This is a genomic window from Micromonospora zamorensis, assembly GCF_900090275.1.
GTDB classification, from domain to species: Bacteria; Actinomycetota; Actinomycetes; order Mycobacteriales; family Micromonosporaceae; genus Micromonospora; species Micromonospora zamorensis.
On sequence record NZ_LT607755.1, the window covers coordinates 6,230,954 to 6,248,498 of the forward strand.

Sequence of the window (17,545 nt, forward strand, 5' to 3'; positions counted from 1 at the left end):
CCGGTCAGCCGATGGCCATGTCCACGAAACGGGACAGGTGCAGCTGCGCTGCCACCGTCACGGTGTCGGTTGGTCCATTTCGATGCTTGGCAACAATGAAATCCGCCTCGCCGGCTCGCGGCGACTCCTTGTCGTAGTAGTCGTCACGGTGCAGCAGGATCACAACGTCGGCGTCCTGCTCGATCGAGTTGTGGGTCGCAATGCCATTGGCGATGAAGTTGTGCGTCCCCAAGACGGTCGCGTCGAACACCTCCTGCTCACCGATCGACTCGATAGTGACGATCGAGTCCCAGAAGATGTCGTTGGTCGCGTGCAGGTCCAGGTCGGCCGCGTCGAGGACGGTGGCGATCGCCGCCAGCCGGGAGCGGCTGGGCGCATGCTTCCAGAGGGTGCTGCCGCAGAACTGGGTGCCGATGGCCTTCGCGAACTCACGGTGAGTCATGCCCTGCTCCACCAGAATCTCCTTGACTCTGGTCCACACCTCTCGCGGCACAGTGTCGACGTTGGTGTTGCTCTCCGTCGACTCCAACGCGGTAAGCAGAGCAGCGCAGCCCTCCGACCGCTGCCCGTAGACGCCGATCTCGCGCAGGAACCTCAACTGGTCGTCACGCCCGGAGATGTCGAGCGTGTACTGAGGGCGGTGCCCCACGACTGGTACAACCCTCAGCCGCGCCGTAATCCCGTACCTCAGGAGCAGCCGAGAGATGTCCTCAAGTAGGCGTCGACTAGTGGATGCGAAATAGACACGCCCCCCGCGACCCGAGCTGTTCACGGTCACTGAGCCGTCCGTGGCCCACAGGTGCTGCAGGAAGGTGGTGATCTGCTCCTTGGGCAGGCTGAAAATGGTCGACGGAAGGAACTTCTCGTGTGATTTCAGGCCGAAGAGACCCAAGTCGTCCAGCCAAGCCGCGATGGGGTTTCGCCGGCCGCGTGCCAGCCGATAGGGCGCAGGCAGCCGAAGGGTCGTCACCCTCGCGGCTGCGTAGTCGTCACGGACAGCAGAGATCCCAAAGTGCTTCGCCGCTTCCGACACGGCCTGAAGGTTCAGCTCATCACAGCTCGCGTATCGGATGGGTTGGCGCCGCACGAAGGATCCGTCGCCCAACAGGTGCGCCAACATCACGACCTCCGCGTCGGCCCACGGGCGGGTGGCCATTGGCGGAGGTAGGTGACGTGGCGTGGCGATGCGATCTCCGGGCGACAGCTCACCGAGCGGCACCCATCCAGTGAACGCGAGGAAGGGATGGTTCGCCGTGGCGTCGATCTGCTTGCCTGATGCGAGGGTCAGCCGGAACACCTCGCGGGTGCCGCTTGGGAAGACGTGGGTCATGGTGCGGGGCGTGTAGCGAAGGCTCTCGTCCAACGCCCAGACCGGGATGTCCCTAGCGTTGTTGGATAACAGTTCACCGAGCGTGATCTCCGTATTGTCATCCGCTCGAACCACTCGGGTCTCGGCCGTGAGGCAGCCAGACTCCCGCAAATCGGACAGCTGAGGTCGCTTGTCCGTGCGCTGCTCGGGGCCACGGTTCAGCTGACTGACCGCGATGACCGGGCACTCGACCTCCTTGGCCAACAGCTTCAGGCCACGGGACAGGTCCGCGACCTCCTGCTGGCGGCTCTCGGTGCGCTTCGGCGACGTCATCAGCTGGAGATAGTCGACCACGATCATCTTGAGGTCGTGCCGCTGCTTGAGCCGTCGAGCCTTGGCCCGGATCTCCATCAGGTTCATGCTCGGCGTGTCGTCGACGAAGAGGGGCGCCTCGCTGATCTCGCCCATGCACCGGGCCAGCTTGGTCCAGTCGTCATCGGAGAGTTGCCCGCTGCGCAACACGTGCAGCGGCACCCGCGCCTCGGCGGAGAGCAGTCGCATGACGATCTCGACCTTGCTCATTTCCAGCGAGAAGATCGCGGCGGCCTGGTTGGCACGAATCGCAGCATGTCGGGCAAAGTCCATACTAGCGGTCGATTTGCCCAAACCCGGCCTGCCTGCCACGATGATCAATTGGCCGGCGTGCAGGCCGTTGAGCAGTCGATCCAGGTCGCTGAAGCCGGTCGGCACGCCGGTCATCATGCCGCCGGTCGCCCCCACCGCCTCGATCTCGTCCAGCGTGGGCTGCAACATGTCGGCCAGGATCGCGAAGTCCTCGCTGACCCGGCGTTCGGTGACGTCGTAGACGGCCTGCTGGGCGAGGTCCACGACGTCGTCCACGTCGCGGCTGCCGCCGCTGGCGGTGCCGTAGCCCAGCTGCACGATCTTGGTGCCGGCCTCGACCAGGCGGCGCAGCACCGCCCGTTCGCTGACGATCCGCGCGTAGTAGGCCGCGTTCGCGGCGGTGGGCACGCTGGCGATGAGGGTGTGCAGGTAGGGCGCGCCACCGATGCGGACGAGATCGCCGGAGTCGGCGAGCGCCGCCGCGACGGTGATCGAGTCGGCCGGCTCACCCCGGCCGTAGATGTCCAGGATGATGTCGAAGATGGTGGCGTGCACCGGCCGGTAGAAGTCGTTGGTCTTGAGGATCTCGACGACGTCGGCGATGGCGTCCTTGGAGAGCAGCATGCCGCCGAGGACGCACTGCTCGGCGGCAACGTCCTGGGGCGGAGTCTTGTCGAAATGGCCGTCCCGCGGCGCAGGTGGCTGGCCTCCGCCGGAGCGTGACTCTGCCCGCATGTCGTCGGTGACCGACACGGGTCCCCCCTCCACTGCGCCGGATCTGATTCCAGCTCTACCGCTGGGGTGCGACACTTCCGTCCGACCGGGCCGGTCGATCGGGGGCCATCGCGCCGGCGGTCGAGGGCCAACCATACGGACCCCGAGGTCAGAGACTCAACAACGCCGGTGGACGATCCTTGGGACAACCTGTGGATGCCGGGGGACAGCATGTGCGCGGTGTGTGCACAGCCTGTGGAAAACTGTTGGGGAATTCTTCGCCATAACTCGTTGACCTGCGGAAACGTGCTCCCCAGCCTGTGGAGGAAGATATTTCGGTCGGGCCTGTGACACGATCGTCCCGTACTATCTCCAGCGAACGGCTACACCTGGACAGCGGATTCCGCTTTCGGTTCAGAAGGGTCACACTCCGGCCGTGAGTTACCGGGACTGGGGACGCGGGGATGGCAGCCCGCGCGAGCGCCAGCCGACCGCCTCGTGGGGTGAACGCGCGGCGTCCGTTCCGGTCGACCCGTACGACGAGGATGGGCGATACCGCACCTCCAGTCGGCGGCGTGCACTGGACCGGGGCCAGGACGAGCCCGTCGACGCCTACCTGCCCCGGTGGGCGTTGGAGTCGGGTGTCCGGCACGCTGACGGCGGCGGGCGTCACGCGGCACCGGACGAGGACGAACGCGAGCGGCCCACCTCCGGTCCTGGCCGACGCTCTGCCGAGGCGCCGAGCGGCCGCGGTCGGCGCAGCGAGGCGGGTTGGCGCGAACAGGCGGCGATCGGTGCCGGCCCGGACTCCGACCACACTCGGGAGTGGACGCTCGACCGCCCGCAGGACCAGGGGTACGCCGGCCGTCGACGCGCCGACGCCGGGGAGGACGAGCCGGTCTCCGGTGCGATCCAGGACCGTCGCCCCCGCCGCGCCCCCGCTGGCCGTCCTCAGGTGATCTGGTCGGGCGGGGATCTGGAGTCCGCCCCGAGCGAGCCCGCGCCTGAACCGGACGTGAGCCGCCCCACCCGGCGTAGCCGCCGTGCGGCGGAGGAGTCCTGGTCCCGTCCGGCGGCCGACCCGTGGGTGCGCGGGTCCGACCGGGTGGCTGAGCCCGAGCCGTCGTACCCGCCCGCTGTGGATCCCTGGGATGCCTCGGGTGTGCACGCGTGGCCGCCGGCCGCCGGGGCGGACGGCACGGATCTGAGCGGGCAGTGGTCGGCCGTGGAGAGCGTCGGTGGCTGGGAGCGGTCCGACCGCACCGGCCAGTGGGAGCGGTCCGCGATCGAGGACGACCAGTGGGACCGTACGCTGCCGCCGCGCTCGGACCGGTCCGTGGCCGCGGAGGGTTGGCCGGCACGGGACGACGGGTTCTGGCCCGGCACGCGGCTGGCCGATGACGACCCCCGGTGGATGGATCCGGCGACGTCGGCGCCCAGGTCGCCGGTGGTGGGTTACACCGCTCCGCGACCGCGCAGTGCGCCGGTGCCGCGTGGCGGAGCGCCACGGCGTCGGCCGGACCGGCCTGCGGTCGGGGCGGCGTCGGTGCGTCAGCGGGTCGAGTCGGCGGCCAACGGTGCCTTCTCGCGGCGCCTGGAGGACGATCTGCTCGACCCGGATCCGGGCGGGCCCTTCCGGCCATTGCTGTTCACTGCGGCCTGTTACCTGGTGCCGGCGATGCTGATCTTCGGTTGGTTGTTGACGTTGGACAGCCAGGCGCCGGCTGGTTGTGTGACGGACATCAGCGGGGGTGGCTGCGAATCGGCCCGGTCGCGCGCGTTGGAGTCGCTGCTCGCGGGCTCGCCGCGCTTCGGTCTGGCGCTGGTGAGCAGTCTGGTGGTGGCAGCGCTGCTGCGTCGGGTGGGTACGACGTGGCGCTCGGCGACCATCGCGCTCGCCGCGGCGGTGGTGGGCGGCGGCCTCTCCACGGTGTTGATCAGCGCGGTGACCGGCCAGCCGATCGGGTGACCTGCCCTGCGAGGGAGGGCGGGACCGACCGGGCGTCCGCCTGACCTGCCCGGCAGGTCAGGGGGCACCGACCGGGGCCGGGTCGGGCTCAGATGACGTACGCACGAAGGCCCGCACCGATCGCTCGGTGCGGGCCTTCGTGTTGGTGTTGCGGACGTCAGCCCTGAACGACGTTCAGGTTGAACGACGCGGTCACCTCGGGGTGCAGCTTGATCTTCACCGGGTAGGTGCCGGTCGACTTGATGTGACCGGGCACCTCCAGCCGACGCCGGTCGAGGACCGGGCCGCTGGCCGCCTTGACGGCGTCGACGATCTCGGCCGGAGTGACCGAGCCGAAGAGCCGTCCGCCGTCGCCGGCGCGGACCTTCATGTTGACCTTGAGACCCTCGAGCTGAGCCTTGACCTCGTTGGCGTGGTCGAGGTCGCGGATCTCGCGGGCCCCACGGGCCCGCTTGATGACCGTGACCTGCTTTTCCGCGCCCTTGGTCCAGGCGATCGCGAAGCCCTGCGGCAGCAGGTAGTTACGGCCGAAGCCGTCCTTAACCTCGACGATGTCGCCCGGGGCACCGAGGCCGGACACTTCCTGAGTCAGGATGATCTTCATATCGGTGCCTCCTCTCAGCGGGTGGTGGCCGTGTACGGCAGGAGCGCCATCTCACGGGCGTTCTTGACCGCACGGGCGATCTGCCGCTGCTGCTGCGAGGTCACGCCGGTCACCCGACGAGCGCGGATCTTGCCGCGATCGGAGATGAACTTGCGCAGCAGCGCGGTGTCCTTGTAATCGATGTAGGCGATCCCGTCCTTGTCGAGCGGGTTCACCTTCTTCTTGGGCTTGCGCAGTGCCGCAGCCTTGGCCGTTGCACGTGCTCCTGGTTTGCGATCGCGAGCGCTAGGCGCCATTAGAACGGTGGCTCCTCGTCAAAATTGGTGCCCGAACCGGCACGCGCGGGAGAGGGAGAGGGAGCAGCCGAAGCCCAGGGGTCGTCGAAGTTGCCTCCGCCGCCACCCTGGTTGCCACCGCCACCGCCGCCACCGAAGCCGCCGCCACCGCCGCCGGAGCGGGACATCTTCTGCACCTTCGCCGTGGCGTAGCGCAGCGACGGGCCGATCTCGTCGACCTCAAGCTCGATGACAGTGCGCTTCTCACCCTCGCGGGTCTCGTACGACCGCTGACGCAGCCGGCCCGACACGATCACCCGAGCGCCGCGCTGCAGCGACTCGGCGACGTGCTCGGCGGCCTGCCGCCAGACGGTGCATGCGAGGAACAGCGGCTCGCCGTCCTTCCATTCGTTCGACGCCTTGTCCATGAAACGGGGCGTCGAAGCGACTCGGAACTTGGCGACCGCAGCCCCGGAGGGGGTGAACCGCAACTCGGGGTCATCGGTCAGATTGCCGATGACCGTGATGGTGGTGTCTCCTGCCATGACCATCTCCTCGCGCACTCAGCGTCTCGTCGTACAGGCTCGCAGAGCCGTACGACAGAGTCGCGGAGGCTGATCCGGACGAACCGGGGTTGGATGCTCTAGCGCATTTCCGGTCGGATGACCTTGGTGCGCAGCACGGACTCGTTGAGCCGGAGCTGACGGTCCAGCTCGGCCACCGCAGCAGGCGTGGCCTGCAGGTCGATGACGGCGTAGATGCCTTCGGCCTTTTTGTTGATCTCGTACGCGAGGCGCCGGCGGCCCCACACGTCGGTCTTCTCAACCGAGCCACCCGCGGTCCGAATCACGTTCAGGTACGTGTCGAGCGACGGTGCGACGGTGCGCTCCTCGAGGCTGGAGTCGAGGATGACCATTAGTTCGTAGTGACGCAAGACGTGCTCACCTCCTGTGGGCTAAGCGGCCACGGTCCTTCCGTGGCAGGAGGTCTTGTGTCGCTGCCCGCACGTGCCGAGGGAACCCGACCGGACGCGGACAACCTGACCAGGATACCCGGTCCGAACGATCATGCCCGGGGTGGTCGGGTCAGCGCCCGGACAGGATGACGGGGGCCCCCATTCGACCGTCATCCGGCCGATGGTGGACCCCCGTCTACGAGGCCGCGGGGCGTCTGGTCCGCATTCCTTGGGTGGGACCTGGGGAGGAACGACCACACCGATGAGGTTGGACCGAAGACGCCCCGCGGAGCTTTATCGTGTTGTTACCTGACGATACAACGGCACTCGTACCTTGTTGGAGGAAAAAGCACAAATTGCCGAGATTCTTCATCGGTGGGCGATCGCTGTGCGAGGGGTCCCCTCCGCCACGCCGGGCCGCACGGCGGAGGTGACCTCGCTGTCGGCCGTCGACCTCCGGTCGCCATCTGCGGGCTTGCGTCGCTGGCGGCACCGGGTGCTGGTCGCCGGTTCAATTCCATCAACGATCGTCGGTCCGTCCGGTGACGCGACCGCACGCGACACCGCCCCGGCCGTCACCCCGCCAGTCGGGGTCGCGACGTAGGCTCGCTCGCATGCGTATCGGAGCCCACGTCGATTCGACCGACCCGCTGGCGGAGGCGGCCGCCCGGTCCGCCGACACCGTGCAATTCTTCCTCGCCGACCCACAGGGATGGAAGGCACCCAAGCCCCGGGAGGACGCCGAGCAGCTGCGCACGGCCGAGGTTGACCTGTACGTGCACGCGCCGTACGTCATCAACGTGGCCACCCTCAACAACCGCATCCGGATTCCCAGCCGAAAGCTGCTGCTCGGGCACGCCAACGCGGCCACCGCCATCGGCGCCAAGGGTCTGATCGTCCACGGTGGACACGTCAACGCCGGGGACGATCTGGCCGTCGGCTTCGACAACTGGCGCAAGACCTTCGCGTACGCGGCCGACTCCGGCGGCTTCGGCGTGCCGGTCCTGATCGAGAACACCGCCGGCGGCGACAACGCGTGCGCCCGGCGACTCGACGCGCTCGCCCGACTCTGGGACGCCATCGGCGACTACGAGGTCGGCTTCTGCCTGGACACCTGCCACGCGTACGCGGGCGGCGAGGAACTGCTCGGCCTCGTCGACCGGGTCAAGGCGATCACCGGAAGGATCGACCTGGTGCACGCCAACAACTCCAAGGGCGCGTTCAACTCCGGCCAGGACCGCCACGACAACCTGGGCGGTGGCACGATCGACCCGGAGCTGGTCGTGGCGGTGATCCGGGCCGCCGGGGCCCCGGTGGTCGTCGAGACACCGGGTGGCGTGGAGGGCCAGACAGCGGACATCGGTTTCCTCCGCCAGCAGCTCGGGACGGCGAGCCCGGCAGCATGACGACCGGACAGCCCGGGACCGGGAAGGCCCGGCCCACCCCCACCGGGACGGACGCCGAGACCCGATCCGCCTCCGCCTCGGGCACCCCGGCACAGCCGGATCGCACCTCCGACGCCGTCTCCGGCAAGACTTCCGCGCCGACCGCCGAGACCACTGCGCCGATCGCGGGGGCCGTCGCCGACCGGCCGCGGTCGAGCGACGGCGGCACGACCGGAGCCACCACGAGCGGCGACCCGCAGCCCTCGAAGGGTGGCGGTGCCAAGGAGGAACCCGCTGGGGACGCCGCCACCGGTGAGGGCGACGGCCGGAAGGGCAGCGCGGCCACGGGCGGCACCGAGGATGGCACCGCAACCAGCGACAGCACCGCCAAGGACGGCAGTCCGGCCAAGGACGGCACCGCCAAGGACAGCGATACCGCCAACGCCGACAAGGCCGACAGCACGATCAACGCGGGCAAAGACGGCGCCCCGGCCAAGGACGGCACGGACGGCGGCTCGGAAGACGTCCCGGTCAAGGGCACAGGATCGGGCAAGGGCAGGTGGTGGAGTAGGGGCAGGCGAGCGGGCAGGACCGACGGTCAGGCAAAACCCGACGGTGACACCAAGACCGATGAGGCCAAGCCGGACAACCCCGATCGTTGGGAGGCGTTCGCCTCCGCTCCGGAGCCGCGGCCCTCCATCGTCACCCGGGCGGGCGGAGCCGTCGGCCGGTTCCTGATCCACGAGTGGACCCTGGCCACCCTCGGCGCGTTGGCACTGGCTGTGCTGATGACGTGGCCGACGTTGCGCTATCCCCGCTACACACTCCCGCAGGACTACTGGGACCCGAGCCTGCAGGCCTGGCAGATGGCCTGGTCCGGGCACATCCTGCTGGCTGAACCGGCGCGCCTGTGGCAGTCCAACACGTTCTTCCCCGAGCTGTGGAGCTTCGCGTTCTCCGACACCCTGCTCGGGTACGCCCCGGCCGGGATGCTCGGCAGCGGCCCCGAGGACGCGGTGCTGCGCTACAACATCATGTTCGTGCTGGCGCACGCGCTCGCCACGCTCGGGGCGTACGCGCTGGCCCGGCAGCTCGGGGCTGGCCGAATCGGCGCCGCCGTCGCCGGCGTCAGTTACGCGTACGCGCCGTGGCTGCTGGCCCAGGCCGGGCACCTGCACGTGCTCTCCAACGGCGGGATCCCGTTGGCGCTGGCGATGTTGGCGCGCGGGCACGGCTGGTCACTGCGGCACGGTTACCGGCCCGAGCGCCGACACGACGGATGGGTGTACGCCGGTTGGCTGGTGGCGGCCTGGCAGCTCAGCCTCGGTTTCGGTATCGGGTTGCCGTTCGCGTACTTCCTGGCCTGCGCGGTGATCGTCACCGCCGTCCTCTACTACGCGCGGCGGCTGCGCACCGGCCAGGCGGTGCCCTTCGGTCGCCGGTTGTTCCTCGCGGACCTGCTCGGCGGGTTGTTCTTCGCCGGTGTGGGTCTGCTGATGGCGTTCCCGTTCTTCAAGGTGACCGAGCTGCACCCGTACGCCGAGCGGACCATCGACGACATCAGCATCTTCTCGCCGCCGGCGTCGGGTTTCGTGACGGCACCGGCCGAGTCGCGGATCTGGGGTGGATTGCACGAGGGGGCACGCGCAGCGCTGCCGTGGCACCCGGAGATGACCCTGCTGCCCGGGTTCGTGCTCTACGCGCTGGCCGCGGGTGGGCTGTTCTTCTCGGTCTGGCGGCTGCGGCACCGACTGCTGCTGCTCGCCGGAGTGCTGGTGACGATGGCCTTCGCGATGGGCACCCGCTTCTTCGACGGCACCTTCACCTACGTGCCGCTCTTCGAGCACCTGCCGGGCTGGAACGGACTGCGTACCCCCGGTCGGTTGATGTTGTGGACCACGCTGCTGCTGGGTCTGCTCGCGGCGGGCGCGGTCACCGCGCTCACCGACCGGGTCCGTGAGTTGACCGCGCAGCGGATCCCGTCGTGGCCGGGGCCGTGGCTGCGGACGGCCACCCTGCTGCCGCTGCTGCTGGTCGCCGTCGAGGGCCTGAACACCACGCCGCATCCGGTGGTGCCGACCCAACCGGCAGCGATGCGTTCCACCGAGGGGCCGCTTCTGGTGCTGCCGAGCAACCAGAGCCTGGACCAGCACGTGATGCTGTGGTCGACGAGCGGTTTCCCCGACGTGGTCAATGGCGGCAGCGGCTTCACTCCGCGCCAGCTCGATGACGTCCGTCGGGTGAGCCAGTCGTTCCCCGACCAGACCAGCGTCGACTACCTGCGCACGCTCGGGGTCCGCTCCGTGGTGTTGCTGCGCGGGCAGGTGGTGGGCACTCCGTGGGAGATCACCATCGACGCGCCGGTCGATTCGCTGGGCATCACTCGGCAGGACGTCGGCGACGCGGTCGTTTATCGGCTCTGAGACGTGGCTGATCTCTAAGGCGGATTTGCGGGGAGCCCACCCGGCTCCGGGCGGTCAGGCTTGATCCCTGCGCCGGGCGGGCTCCCCGCAAATCCTGACGTGGTCGGGCTGCGGTCAAGCTTGGGTCAGGTGGTGGTGGTGACGGGTTCGCGAGAGGGTTCGCTGTCGGCGGGCCGGCGCCAGCGGTCTACCCAGGGGGCATCTCGTGCGCCGTCGAGCACGCCACCGTCCGGGTCGTCCGGATAGGTCGCCCGGACCGCGTCACGCTCGGGGTGCAGGATCTCCTTGACGACCAGCACGCAGAGCACCACCACGGTGGTCAGCCGGAACGTCGAGGCCAGCACGAACACCCCCTCCGGGAAGACCGGACGGCTGGTCGCCGCCCCGAGCAGCTCTCCGTAGAAGGCGACGAAGTAGCAGACCTCGGCGATCTGCCAGGCCAGGAAGGCACCCCACTTGGGTCGGGCCAGCACCACCAGCGGCAGCAGCCACAGCACGAACTGCTGAGACCAGACCTTGCTGAAGATGAGGAACGCGGCGACCACCAGGAAGGCGACCTGCGCCAGCCGCGGGCGACGCGGTGCCCGCAGCGTCAACGCGGCCACACCGAGACAGGCCAACCCGAACAGCGCGTACGAGATGGTGTTGAGGGTGGGGATGTTGGCGTTCAGCCACTCGAACGGCCCGAGTTGGGCGGGGTCGTTGCCGACCTTGCCGTCCAGGTAGCGGCCGATGTACCAGAGCGTGCCCCAGTCGATGGGCCGGGTGGTGTTCAGCTCGAAGAACCGGTCCCAGTTCTCCGGGTATGCCCGGGCGGCCGGCAGGTTCACCAGCACCAACGCGGCGATCGCCGTGCCGGTGGCGATGAGCGCGGCGCGGATCCGGTCGGCCCGCAGCGCCAGGACGAGGAGCGGCCCGAGCAGGAACAGCGGCCACAGCTTCGCCGCACCGGCGAGCCCGAGCAGCACGCCGGCCACCGCTGGTCGTTTCCGAGCCCAGGCCAGCAGACCGAAGGCGGCCAGCCCGATGGCGAGCAGGTCCCAGTTGACGGTGGCCGTGAGCAGCAGCGCCGGGGCCAGCGCGAACAACGCGGCGTCCCAGGGTCGTCGGCGGCGCAGGGCCAGGATCACCGCCACGGTGGCCACCGCGAGGGCGCCCAGCACCAACGCGTTGAGGTTGTAGAACCACTGGGCCTGGTTGATGCTCGGGTCGCCCTCGCCGATCGCGTGCACCGGCAGGCCCAGCGCCCCCATGAAGTAGCCGGTCAGCACCGGGTACTCGACCGGGTGGTCACGGTAGGGCACCTTGCCCTCGTTGAGCCCCTCGGCGTAGTAGAGGGCGAGGACGTCGGTGTAGCAGAACCGGGTGTACTGGACGTTGTTCTGCCAGGCGCCGTCCTGGCAGGGGGACTTCTGCACCCAGTGCAGCGCGAGCGTGAGACACGCCAGCGCCAGCACGATCCGGACCGCGGTCCAGAAGCGACGTTCCTGGCCTGCCGGCCGGTCCAGTGCGGTCGCGTGGTCGCCCAGCGGGCCGCCGATCGCGCTGGACATGCCGCGGACGAACCCGTCGGAGCGGGACGGGTGGTCGGTGGTACCGGCGTCGTCGATGCCGGGCGTCGACTGGGTGCTCATGAAGAGGCATCCTGCCGTACGACGGGGGTGTCCGTCCCGTCCCGGCGCGGACATCCGGGTATGAAAACGCCGCCGCCGGCCGGGACAGGTCGTCCGGCCGGCGGCGGCGTCATAAAGCGGTGCGGGTCAGTTTCGCTCGGGTGGTAGACCGGGCAGCAGTCCGCCACCGCCGCCTCCGCCGCCTCCTGGGTTGCCGCCCGGGTTGCCTCCGGGGTTGCCGCCCGGGTTACCCCCGGGGTTGCCGCCCGGGGTGCCGCCGACACGCGGGCAGAACGGGTCGGTCAGCGGATCACAGGTCGGGCCGCCCGGCAGACCCGGCAGACCCGTCGGTGGCGGTGGCGGTGGCGGCGCTTCGCCGTTCCCGGAGTTCGGGTCACCGACGTTTGCGGCCGGCGGGAAGTCGACCTTCGGTTTGCCCTTCAATGCCTCGTCCATGAACCGCTCCCAGATGTCGCCGGGGAGGTTGCCACCGCTGACCTTCCGCTTGTCCTTGAGGATGAGTGGCTTCCGGTCCTTCACGTTGCCCACCCACACCGCAGTGGCCAATTGGGGCGTATAGCCAATCATCCAGGCGTCGCCGTTGTCCTTGCTGTCACCCTTGAGTTCCCAGGTGCCAGTCTTGGAGGCCGCCTTGCGGCCGTCATCGAGCCGGTGGTTGACCGCTGCCGGATAATCCTTCAACACCGACGTGACATCGTCCACCACGCCCTTGTCGATTCTCCGCTTCGAGTCGAGCTTCTCGCTGTAGACCTTGTCCCACTTGCCGGTGTTCGGGTTTTGCTTCTCCACCGAGTACAGGAAGTGCGCCTTGTTGTAGACGCCCCCGTTGGCAAAGGTGGCCACGCCGTTGGCGTGGTCCAGCACCGTGATCGGGTATTGGCCATAGCCAACCACGTTGAAGAACGGCTCCGGCGTGATGTCCTTCGGGTCGCTCTTGGTCAGGTCGTAGGCCTTCGCGGGATTGGTGTCAGTGCGCCACATGGTGGTCACGCCAGCCTGCTTGGCCATGTCCACGACCTTGTCCGCGCCGATCTCCTGAGTGACGTAGTAGAACGGCACGTTCAGCGACTTGAGGGTGGACACCCGAAGCGTGCAGGAGTTACCGCAGTCGGGGTTGTCGTCTCCCGCGTTGCTGACCTTGAACTTGGTGCCGTCCGGGGTGAAGGCCTTGCCCTTCCACCGAGACTCGAGTGCCTTCTTCTCCTTGAGCGCGGCCGCCAGCGTGTAGATCTTGAAGCTTGAGCCGGGCGAGTGACCGCCGCTGACTGCCCCGGTGGAGTCGGTGTTCTTGCCGGCGTAGTCGGTGCCGGTCCCGTTGTCACCGCCGTAGTACGCGACCACCCGACCGTTGGTGGGGTCGATCGCGACCACCGCAGCCATTAGGTTGCTCGGTTGGTCGGCCAACTCGGAGCCCTTGGACTTGCGCTGGGCCGTCTCGACCGCCGCAGCCTGAATATTTTTGTCGACGGTCGTGCGGATCCGGTAACCGCCAGCCATGAGCGCCTGGGAACACAGAGGCTTGGCCTCCGTAGCCTGCTCGTCCTTCTCGACGCAGATGCCTCGGTCCCGCATCTCTTCCCGGACGTAGTTGATCACGTTGCCGTACGGGGTGTCGACGCCGAAGTCGACGCCAATGCCGCCCTTCTTCGGGGCCTTGAGGGTCTTCGTCGGGTACTCGGTAGGCCGGTCCTTCTTGCCGGGCACACCGAGCCAGCCCTCCTTGACCATGCCCTCGATCACGTAGTTCCAGCGATCCTGGGCCGCGGTCGGGTTGATCGCCGGGTCGTACCCCTGGTGGGTGGAGCTGGGTTCTGGCTGCTTGATCAGAGCCGCGAGGACGGCACCCTCGGCCGGATTGAGCGTCTTCACCGACTTACCGAAGTAGGTCTGCGCCGCCGCCTCAATGCCGTAGGCACCCCGGCCGAAGTAGATCACGTTGAGGTAGTGCTGCATGATCTGCGGCTTCGTGTACTCGTCGTTGAGCTTGGAGGCGAGGATCGCCTCTTTCACCTTCCGCGCGTACGTGTCGTCCTTCAGGTTGTCGTAGGCGTTGCGCGCGTACTGCTGGGTGATGGTGGAGGCACCCTGCTTGTCACCGCCGGAGAGGTTGTTCCAGCCAGCCCGCGCGATGCCCTTGTAGTCCACACCGGAGTGTCGGTAGAAGTTCCGGTCCTCGGCTGCGGCCACCGCGTCCTGCACCCACTGCGGGATCTGGTCGATGGTGACCAGCGTGCGGTTCTGATCGCCTACCTTGGCGATGATCGTCTTGTTGTCGAAGGCGTACAGGGTGGTCGCCTGCGGCGGGGTGATCTCGTCGGGCAGCACCACGTTGGTCGAGTAGTAGGTGAACCCGACCACGCCGACACCCGCGAGCATGATGAAGACCGCGACACCGGCGATCAACAGGTTCATCCGCTTGCGCTTCTTCGCCCGTCGGGCGGCGCCCGGGTCACCCGCACCACGGCCGCCCCTGCCCGGACCGTTCGGTCCACCTGGACCACCGGGACCGCCCGGCCCACCGGAGACCGGCGAGACGCTCGCCCGGGCGACGGCGGCACGGCCACCCACCGACGCGGAACCGACGCTGGCTCGCCCCGCCGGGGCGGCGGCACCGACGGCGGCGGCGCCGACCACGGCTCGGCCTGCCGGTGCGCCCGGCGCCGGGGACACGGGCACCGAGGCCCGGCCCGCACCGGCGCGTCCGGCGGCCACACCCGGTGCCGGCGACACCGGCACCGACGCCCGCCCTGCGCGGCCGGGGGTTGCCGAGCCCACCGAGGCGGAACCAGCCGCAGCAGCGCCGCGCGGCGGCACCGAGGCCGATCCGCCCACCGTGGCCCGCCCACCGGCGGCCCGTGGGGTCACCGAAGCGCGGCCCGGGGTCGCCGTGCCACCCTCCGGAGCCGACCAGCCATTCCCGCGGGAGTCACCGCCGGGGCGGCGGTACGCGTCGTCCGCGACCGGCCCGGGGTCGCCCTCGGGGCCCGAGTGCTGGGCCCGTCCACGCGTAGAACTGGGATCGCCGTACGAGTTCATTCCTCACACCCTGCCGGTCGCGGTGGGGCGCGACTGCGCCGCCACCGGGTTGCCGTGAGTTGCTTCACCCTGGACACCGGCACGGGGGTGCCGTTTCACCGGGGGACTTGCCGTATTAATAGGGCTAATCGGACCAACGAGCGGTTGACCGTCCCGGGTTTCGTCTACGGCCCCGGGGCCGGTCCAACCAGCTGTGATCACCGTTGCGCCTCTCGCCTCCGCCGACCCGCACCTTCGGCGGCCGCCACGTCCTGCTCGCCGGTGCCGTCGCTGTCGCCGGCCAGACCGTCCCGGCCGAGCAGGTACTGCTCGACCAGATGGTTCCAGTCACAACCGAGGCACACCTCCACCACGAAGACCTGAAACTCACGCAGCGTCATCGCCAGGACAGGCAACTCGGTCAGTGTCCGGGCCTGCCCGGCGGACTGCTTGAGCTCGTCGCCATAAATGTAGTGGACGAGAGTCAAGTTCTCGCTGCGACAGATCGGGCAGCGTCGGTCGGTCGGCTCACCGTGGAACCGGGCGGCGTTCTTCAGGTACGGCGATGCGTCGCACACGTCGTACGTGCCGACCCGGCCGGCCAGGAGCTCACGCAGCACTGCTCGCTTCTGAAGCGAGTAGTCGACGACCTGGCGCTGCGTACGCATGCGAAGAAGGGTACGCGGTCCGGCCCGAGCAGGCGACCACGCTCACAATCCGTGACGACACCGTCTCGGAGCGGGGGTTTGCCCTGGCACGCGCGACCCGCTAACGTGCGATGTATCGGTCCGATACATCGCGGCGGTTACCGCTCCACGCCGGAGGGTAAAGAGAGGGTGGCCAGTGCTTGAGTTCGCCATCCTCGGCCTCCTGCAGGAGTCTCCGATGCACGGCTATGAGCTGCGCAAGGAGCTGACCGCCAAACTCGGCGCGATCCGGGCGGCGATCAGCTACGGCTCGCTCTATCCCACGCTACGCAGGCTGCAGGCGGCGGGATGGATCACCGAAGCTGATGAGACGCCCGCCACTGCCGAGGAGGTCCCCGCGCTGACCAGCCGACGAGGTCGGGTGGTCTACAAAATCACCGCGGAGGGCAAGGAACGCTTCGCCCAACTGATCGCACAGGCCGGGCCCGAGACGTACGACGACACGGGCTTCGGGGTGCACTTCGCGTTCTTCGCCCGGACCGACCAGGCGACCCGCCTGCGCATTCTGGAGGGTCGCCGCCGCAAGATCGAGGAGCGTCGCGAAGGGCTTCGCGACGTGCTGGGCCGGGCGGCCGAGCGCCTCGACGCTTACACGCTGGAACTGCAGCGCCACGGCCTTGATGCCTGTGAGCGCGAGGTCCGCTGGCTGGAGGAGCTCATCGCCAACGAGCGCTCCGGCCGAGCCCCGACGGTCCCGAACATCGGGACAGCCGGCGGCCGACGAGAAGACAACAGCCCGCCTCCGCCTGGAGAGACCAGGAATGAGCGGCCGTGACAGAAAAGAAGGAGGCAGACGCTATGGGCTCCGTCCGCGTCGCCATCGTCGGTGTGGGTAACTGCGCCTCGTCCCTGGTTCAGGGCGTCGAGTACTACCGGAACGCCAACCCGAACGACCGCGTCCCGGGTCTCATGCACGTCGCCTTCGGCGACTACCACGTCAACGCTGTGGAGTTCGTCGCGGCGTTCGACGTGGACGCCAAGAAGGTGGGCATGGACCTCGCGGAGGCGATCGTCGCCAGCGAGAACAACACCATCAAGCTCTGCGACGTGCCGCCGACCGGCATCAGCGTGCAGCGCGGTCCGACCTTCGACGGTCTGGGCGAGTACTACCGCGAGATCGTCGAGGAGTCCGACGCCACCCCCGTCGACGTGGCGCAGGCGCTGCGTGACGCGCAGGTCGACGTCGTCGTCTGCTACCTCCCGGTCGGCTCCGAGCAGGCCGCCAAGTTCTACGCCCAGGCCGCGATCGACGCCGGCTGCGCGTTCGTCAACGCCCTGCCGGTCTTCATCGCCTCCGACCCGGAGTGGGCCCAGAAGTTCACCGACGCTGGCCTGCCGATCGTCGGTGACGACATCAAGAGCCAGGTCGGTGCCACCATCGTGCACCGCGCACTCGCGAAGCTCTTCGAGGACCGCGGCGTCGAGCTGCTGCGCACGTACCAGCTCAACTTCGGCGGCAACATGGACTTCATGAACATGCTGGAGCGCAAGCGGCTGGTCTCGAAGAAGATCTCGAAGACCCAGTCGGTCACCTCGCAGATCCCGCACGAGATGAGCAAGAGCGACGTGCACATCGGCCCGTCGGACCACGTGCCGTGGCTGGACGACCGCAAGTGGGCGTACATCCGCCTGGAGGGTCGCTCGTTCGGTGACACCCCGCTCAACGCCGAGCTCAAGCTCGAGGTGTGGGACTCTCCGAACTCGGCCGGCGTCATCATCGACGCCGTCCGGGCCGCGAAGATCGCGCTGGACCGGAAGATCGGCGGCCCGATCCTGTCGGCCTCGTCGTACTTCATGAAGTCCCCGCCGGTGCAGTACGCCGACCACGACGCCCACCAGGCCGTCGAGGAGTTCATCGCCGGCGAGGTCGCGCGCTGACCCGCTGAAACAGCAAGCACCGGCGAGGGCCGGGTCCGAAACGGACCCGGCCC

The 17,545-nt window shown here is 68.7% G+C and carries 14 protein-coding genes; 6 read left to right on the forward strand and 8 right to left on the reverse strand.

All coding sequences use genetic code 11. From position 1 onward, the window contains the following. Positions 1-4: 4 nt before the first annotated feature. Positions 5-2,701, reverse strand: a complete 2,697-nt coding sequence (locus GA0070619_RS27890; protein ID WP_088950770.1) for a replicative DNA helicase — start codon at positions 2,699-2,701, stop codon at positions 5-7. Between the two features lie 382 nt (positions 2,702-3,083). Here GA0070619_RS27890 and GA0070619_RS27895 point away from each other — a divergent pair, with 382 nt between their 5' ends. Continuing rightward, positions 3,084-4,616 (forward strand): hypothetical protein, encoded by a 1,533-nt coding sequence (locus GA0070619_RS27895; protein ID WP_088950771.1) that lies wholly within the window; start codon positions 3,084-3,086, stop codon positions 4,614-4,616. 157 nt (positions 4,617-4,773) lie between these two features. Here the strand turns inward: GA0070619_RS27895 and rplI are convergent, their stop codons facing one another. The 4 genes from rplI to rpsF all read right to left on the reverse strand — a co-directional run bounded on the left by rplI (position 4,774) and on the right by rpsF (position 6,429). After that, positions 4,774-5,220, reverse strand: coding sequence for a 50S ribosomal protein L9 (rplI, locus tag GA0070619_RS27900; RefSeq protein ID WP_088950772.1), 447 nt, complete (start codon positions 5,218-5,220; stop codon positions 4,774-4,776). A gap of 14 nt (positions 5,221-5,234) precedes the next feature. Next, positions 5,235-5,516, reverse strand: coding sequence for a 30S ribosomal protein S18 (rpsR, locus tag GA0070619_RS27905; protein WP_051723758.1), 282 nt, complete (start codon positions 5,514-5,516; stop codon positions 5,235-5,237). Beyond that, positions 5,516-6,058 (reverse strand): single-stranded DNA-binding protein, encoded by a 543-nt coding sequence (locus GA0070619_RS27910; RefSeq protein WP_172862133.1) that lies wholly within the window; start codon positions 6,056-6,058, stop codon positions 5,516-5,518. Before GA0070619_RS27910 ends, rpsR begins: the two co-directional genes overlap by 1 nt. A gap of 80 nt (positions 6,059-6,138) precedes the next feature. Next, positions 6,139-6,429 (reverse strand): 30S ribosomal protein S6, encoded by a 291-nt coding sequence (rpsF, locus tag GA0070619_RS27915; protein WP_036391391.1) that lies wholly within the window; start codon positions 6,427-6,429, stop codon positions 6,139-6,141. Between the two features lie 635 nt (positions 6,430-7,064). Here rpsF and GA0070619_RS27920 point away from each other — a divergent pair. Then, on the forward strand, positions 7,065-7,856 hold the full coding sequence (locus GA0070619_RS27920) for a deoxyribonuclease IV (RefSeq protein WP_088950773.1): 792 nt from the start codon (positions 7,065-7,067) through the stop codon (positions 7,854-7,856). Further along, on the forward strand, positions 7,853-10,258 hold the full coding sequence (locus GA0070619_RS27925) for a hypothetical protein (protein WP_088950774.1): 2,406 nt from the start codon (positions 7,853-7,855) through the stop codon (positions 10,256-10,258). Before GA0070619_RS27920 ends, GA0070619_RS27925 begins: the two co-directional genes overlap by 4 nt. Before the next feature lie 125 nt (positions 10,259-10,383). Here GA0070619_RS27925 and GA0070619_RS27930 read toward each other — a convergent pair whose 3' ends face one another. Both GA0070619_RS27930 and GA0070619_RS27935 read right to left on the reverse strand, forming a co-directional pair. Further along, a complete protein-coding gene (locus tag GA0070619_RS27930) occupies positions 10,384-11,892 on the reverse strand; it encodes a glycosyltransferase family 87 protein (RefSeq protein WP_088950775.1) in 1,509 nt (502 codons plus the stop codon). A gap of 126 nt (positions 11,893-12,018) precedes the next feature. Further along, on the reverse strand, positions 12,019-14,304 hold the full coding sequence (locus GA0070619_RS27935; protein WP_414855617.1) for a transglycosylase domain-containing protein: 2,286 nt from the start codon (positions 14,302-14,304) through the stop codon (positions 12,019-12,021). Between GA0070619_RS27935 and GA0070619_RS34190 the strand changes: the two genes are divergently transcribed. Beyond that, the gene (locus GA0070619_RS34190; RefSeq protein ID WP_414855618.1) at positions 14,267-14,986 is read left to right on the forward strand and encodes a hypothetical protein; all 720 of its coding nucleotides are present in this window, start codon (positions 14,267-14,269) and stop codon (positions 14,984-14,986) included. The two genes, GA0070619_RS27935 and GA0070619_RS34190, sit on opposite strands and share 38 nt — an antisense overlap. Before the next feature lie 139 nt (positions 14,987-15,125). On the opposite strand, the gene GA0070619_RS27940 is transcribed toward GA0070619_RS34190, so the two are convergent. Next, the gene (locus tag GA0070619_RS27940) at positions 15,126-15,575 is read right to left on the reverse strand and encodes a DUF5318 domain-containing protein (RefSeq protein ID WP_088950777.1); all 450 of its coding nucleotides are present in this window, start codon (positions 15,573-15,575) and stop codon (positions 15,126-15,128) included. A gap of 175 nt (positions 15,576-15,750) precedes the next feature. On the opposite strand from GA0070619_RS27940, the gene GA0070619_RS27945 reads away from it, so the two are divergent. Beyond that, positions 15,751-16,389, forward strand: coding sequence for a PadR family transcriptional regulator (locus GA0070619_RS27945; protein WP_088950778.1), 639 nt, complete (start codon positions 15,751-15,753; stop codon positions 16,387-16,389). A 23-nt stretch (positions 16,390-16,412) separates the two neighbouring features. Next, a complete protein-coding gene (locus GA0070619_RS27950) occupies positions 16,413-17,492 on the forward strand; it encodes an inositol-3-phosphate synthase (protein ID WP_088950779.1) in 1,080 nt (359 codons plus the stop codon). Positions 17,493-17,545 lie beyond the last annotated feature (53 nt).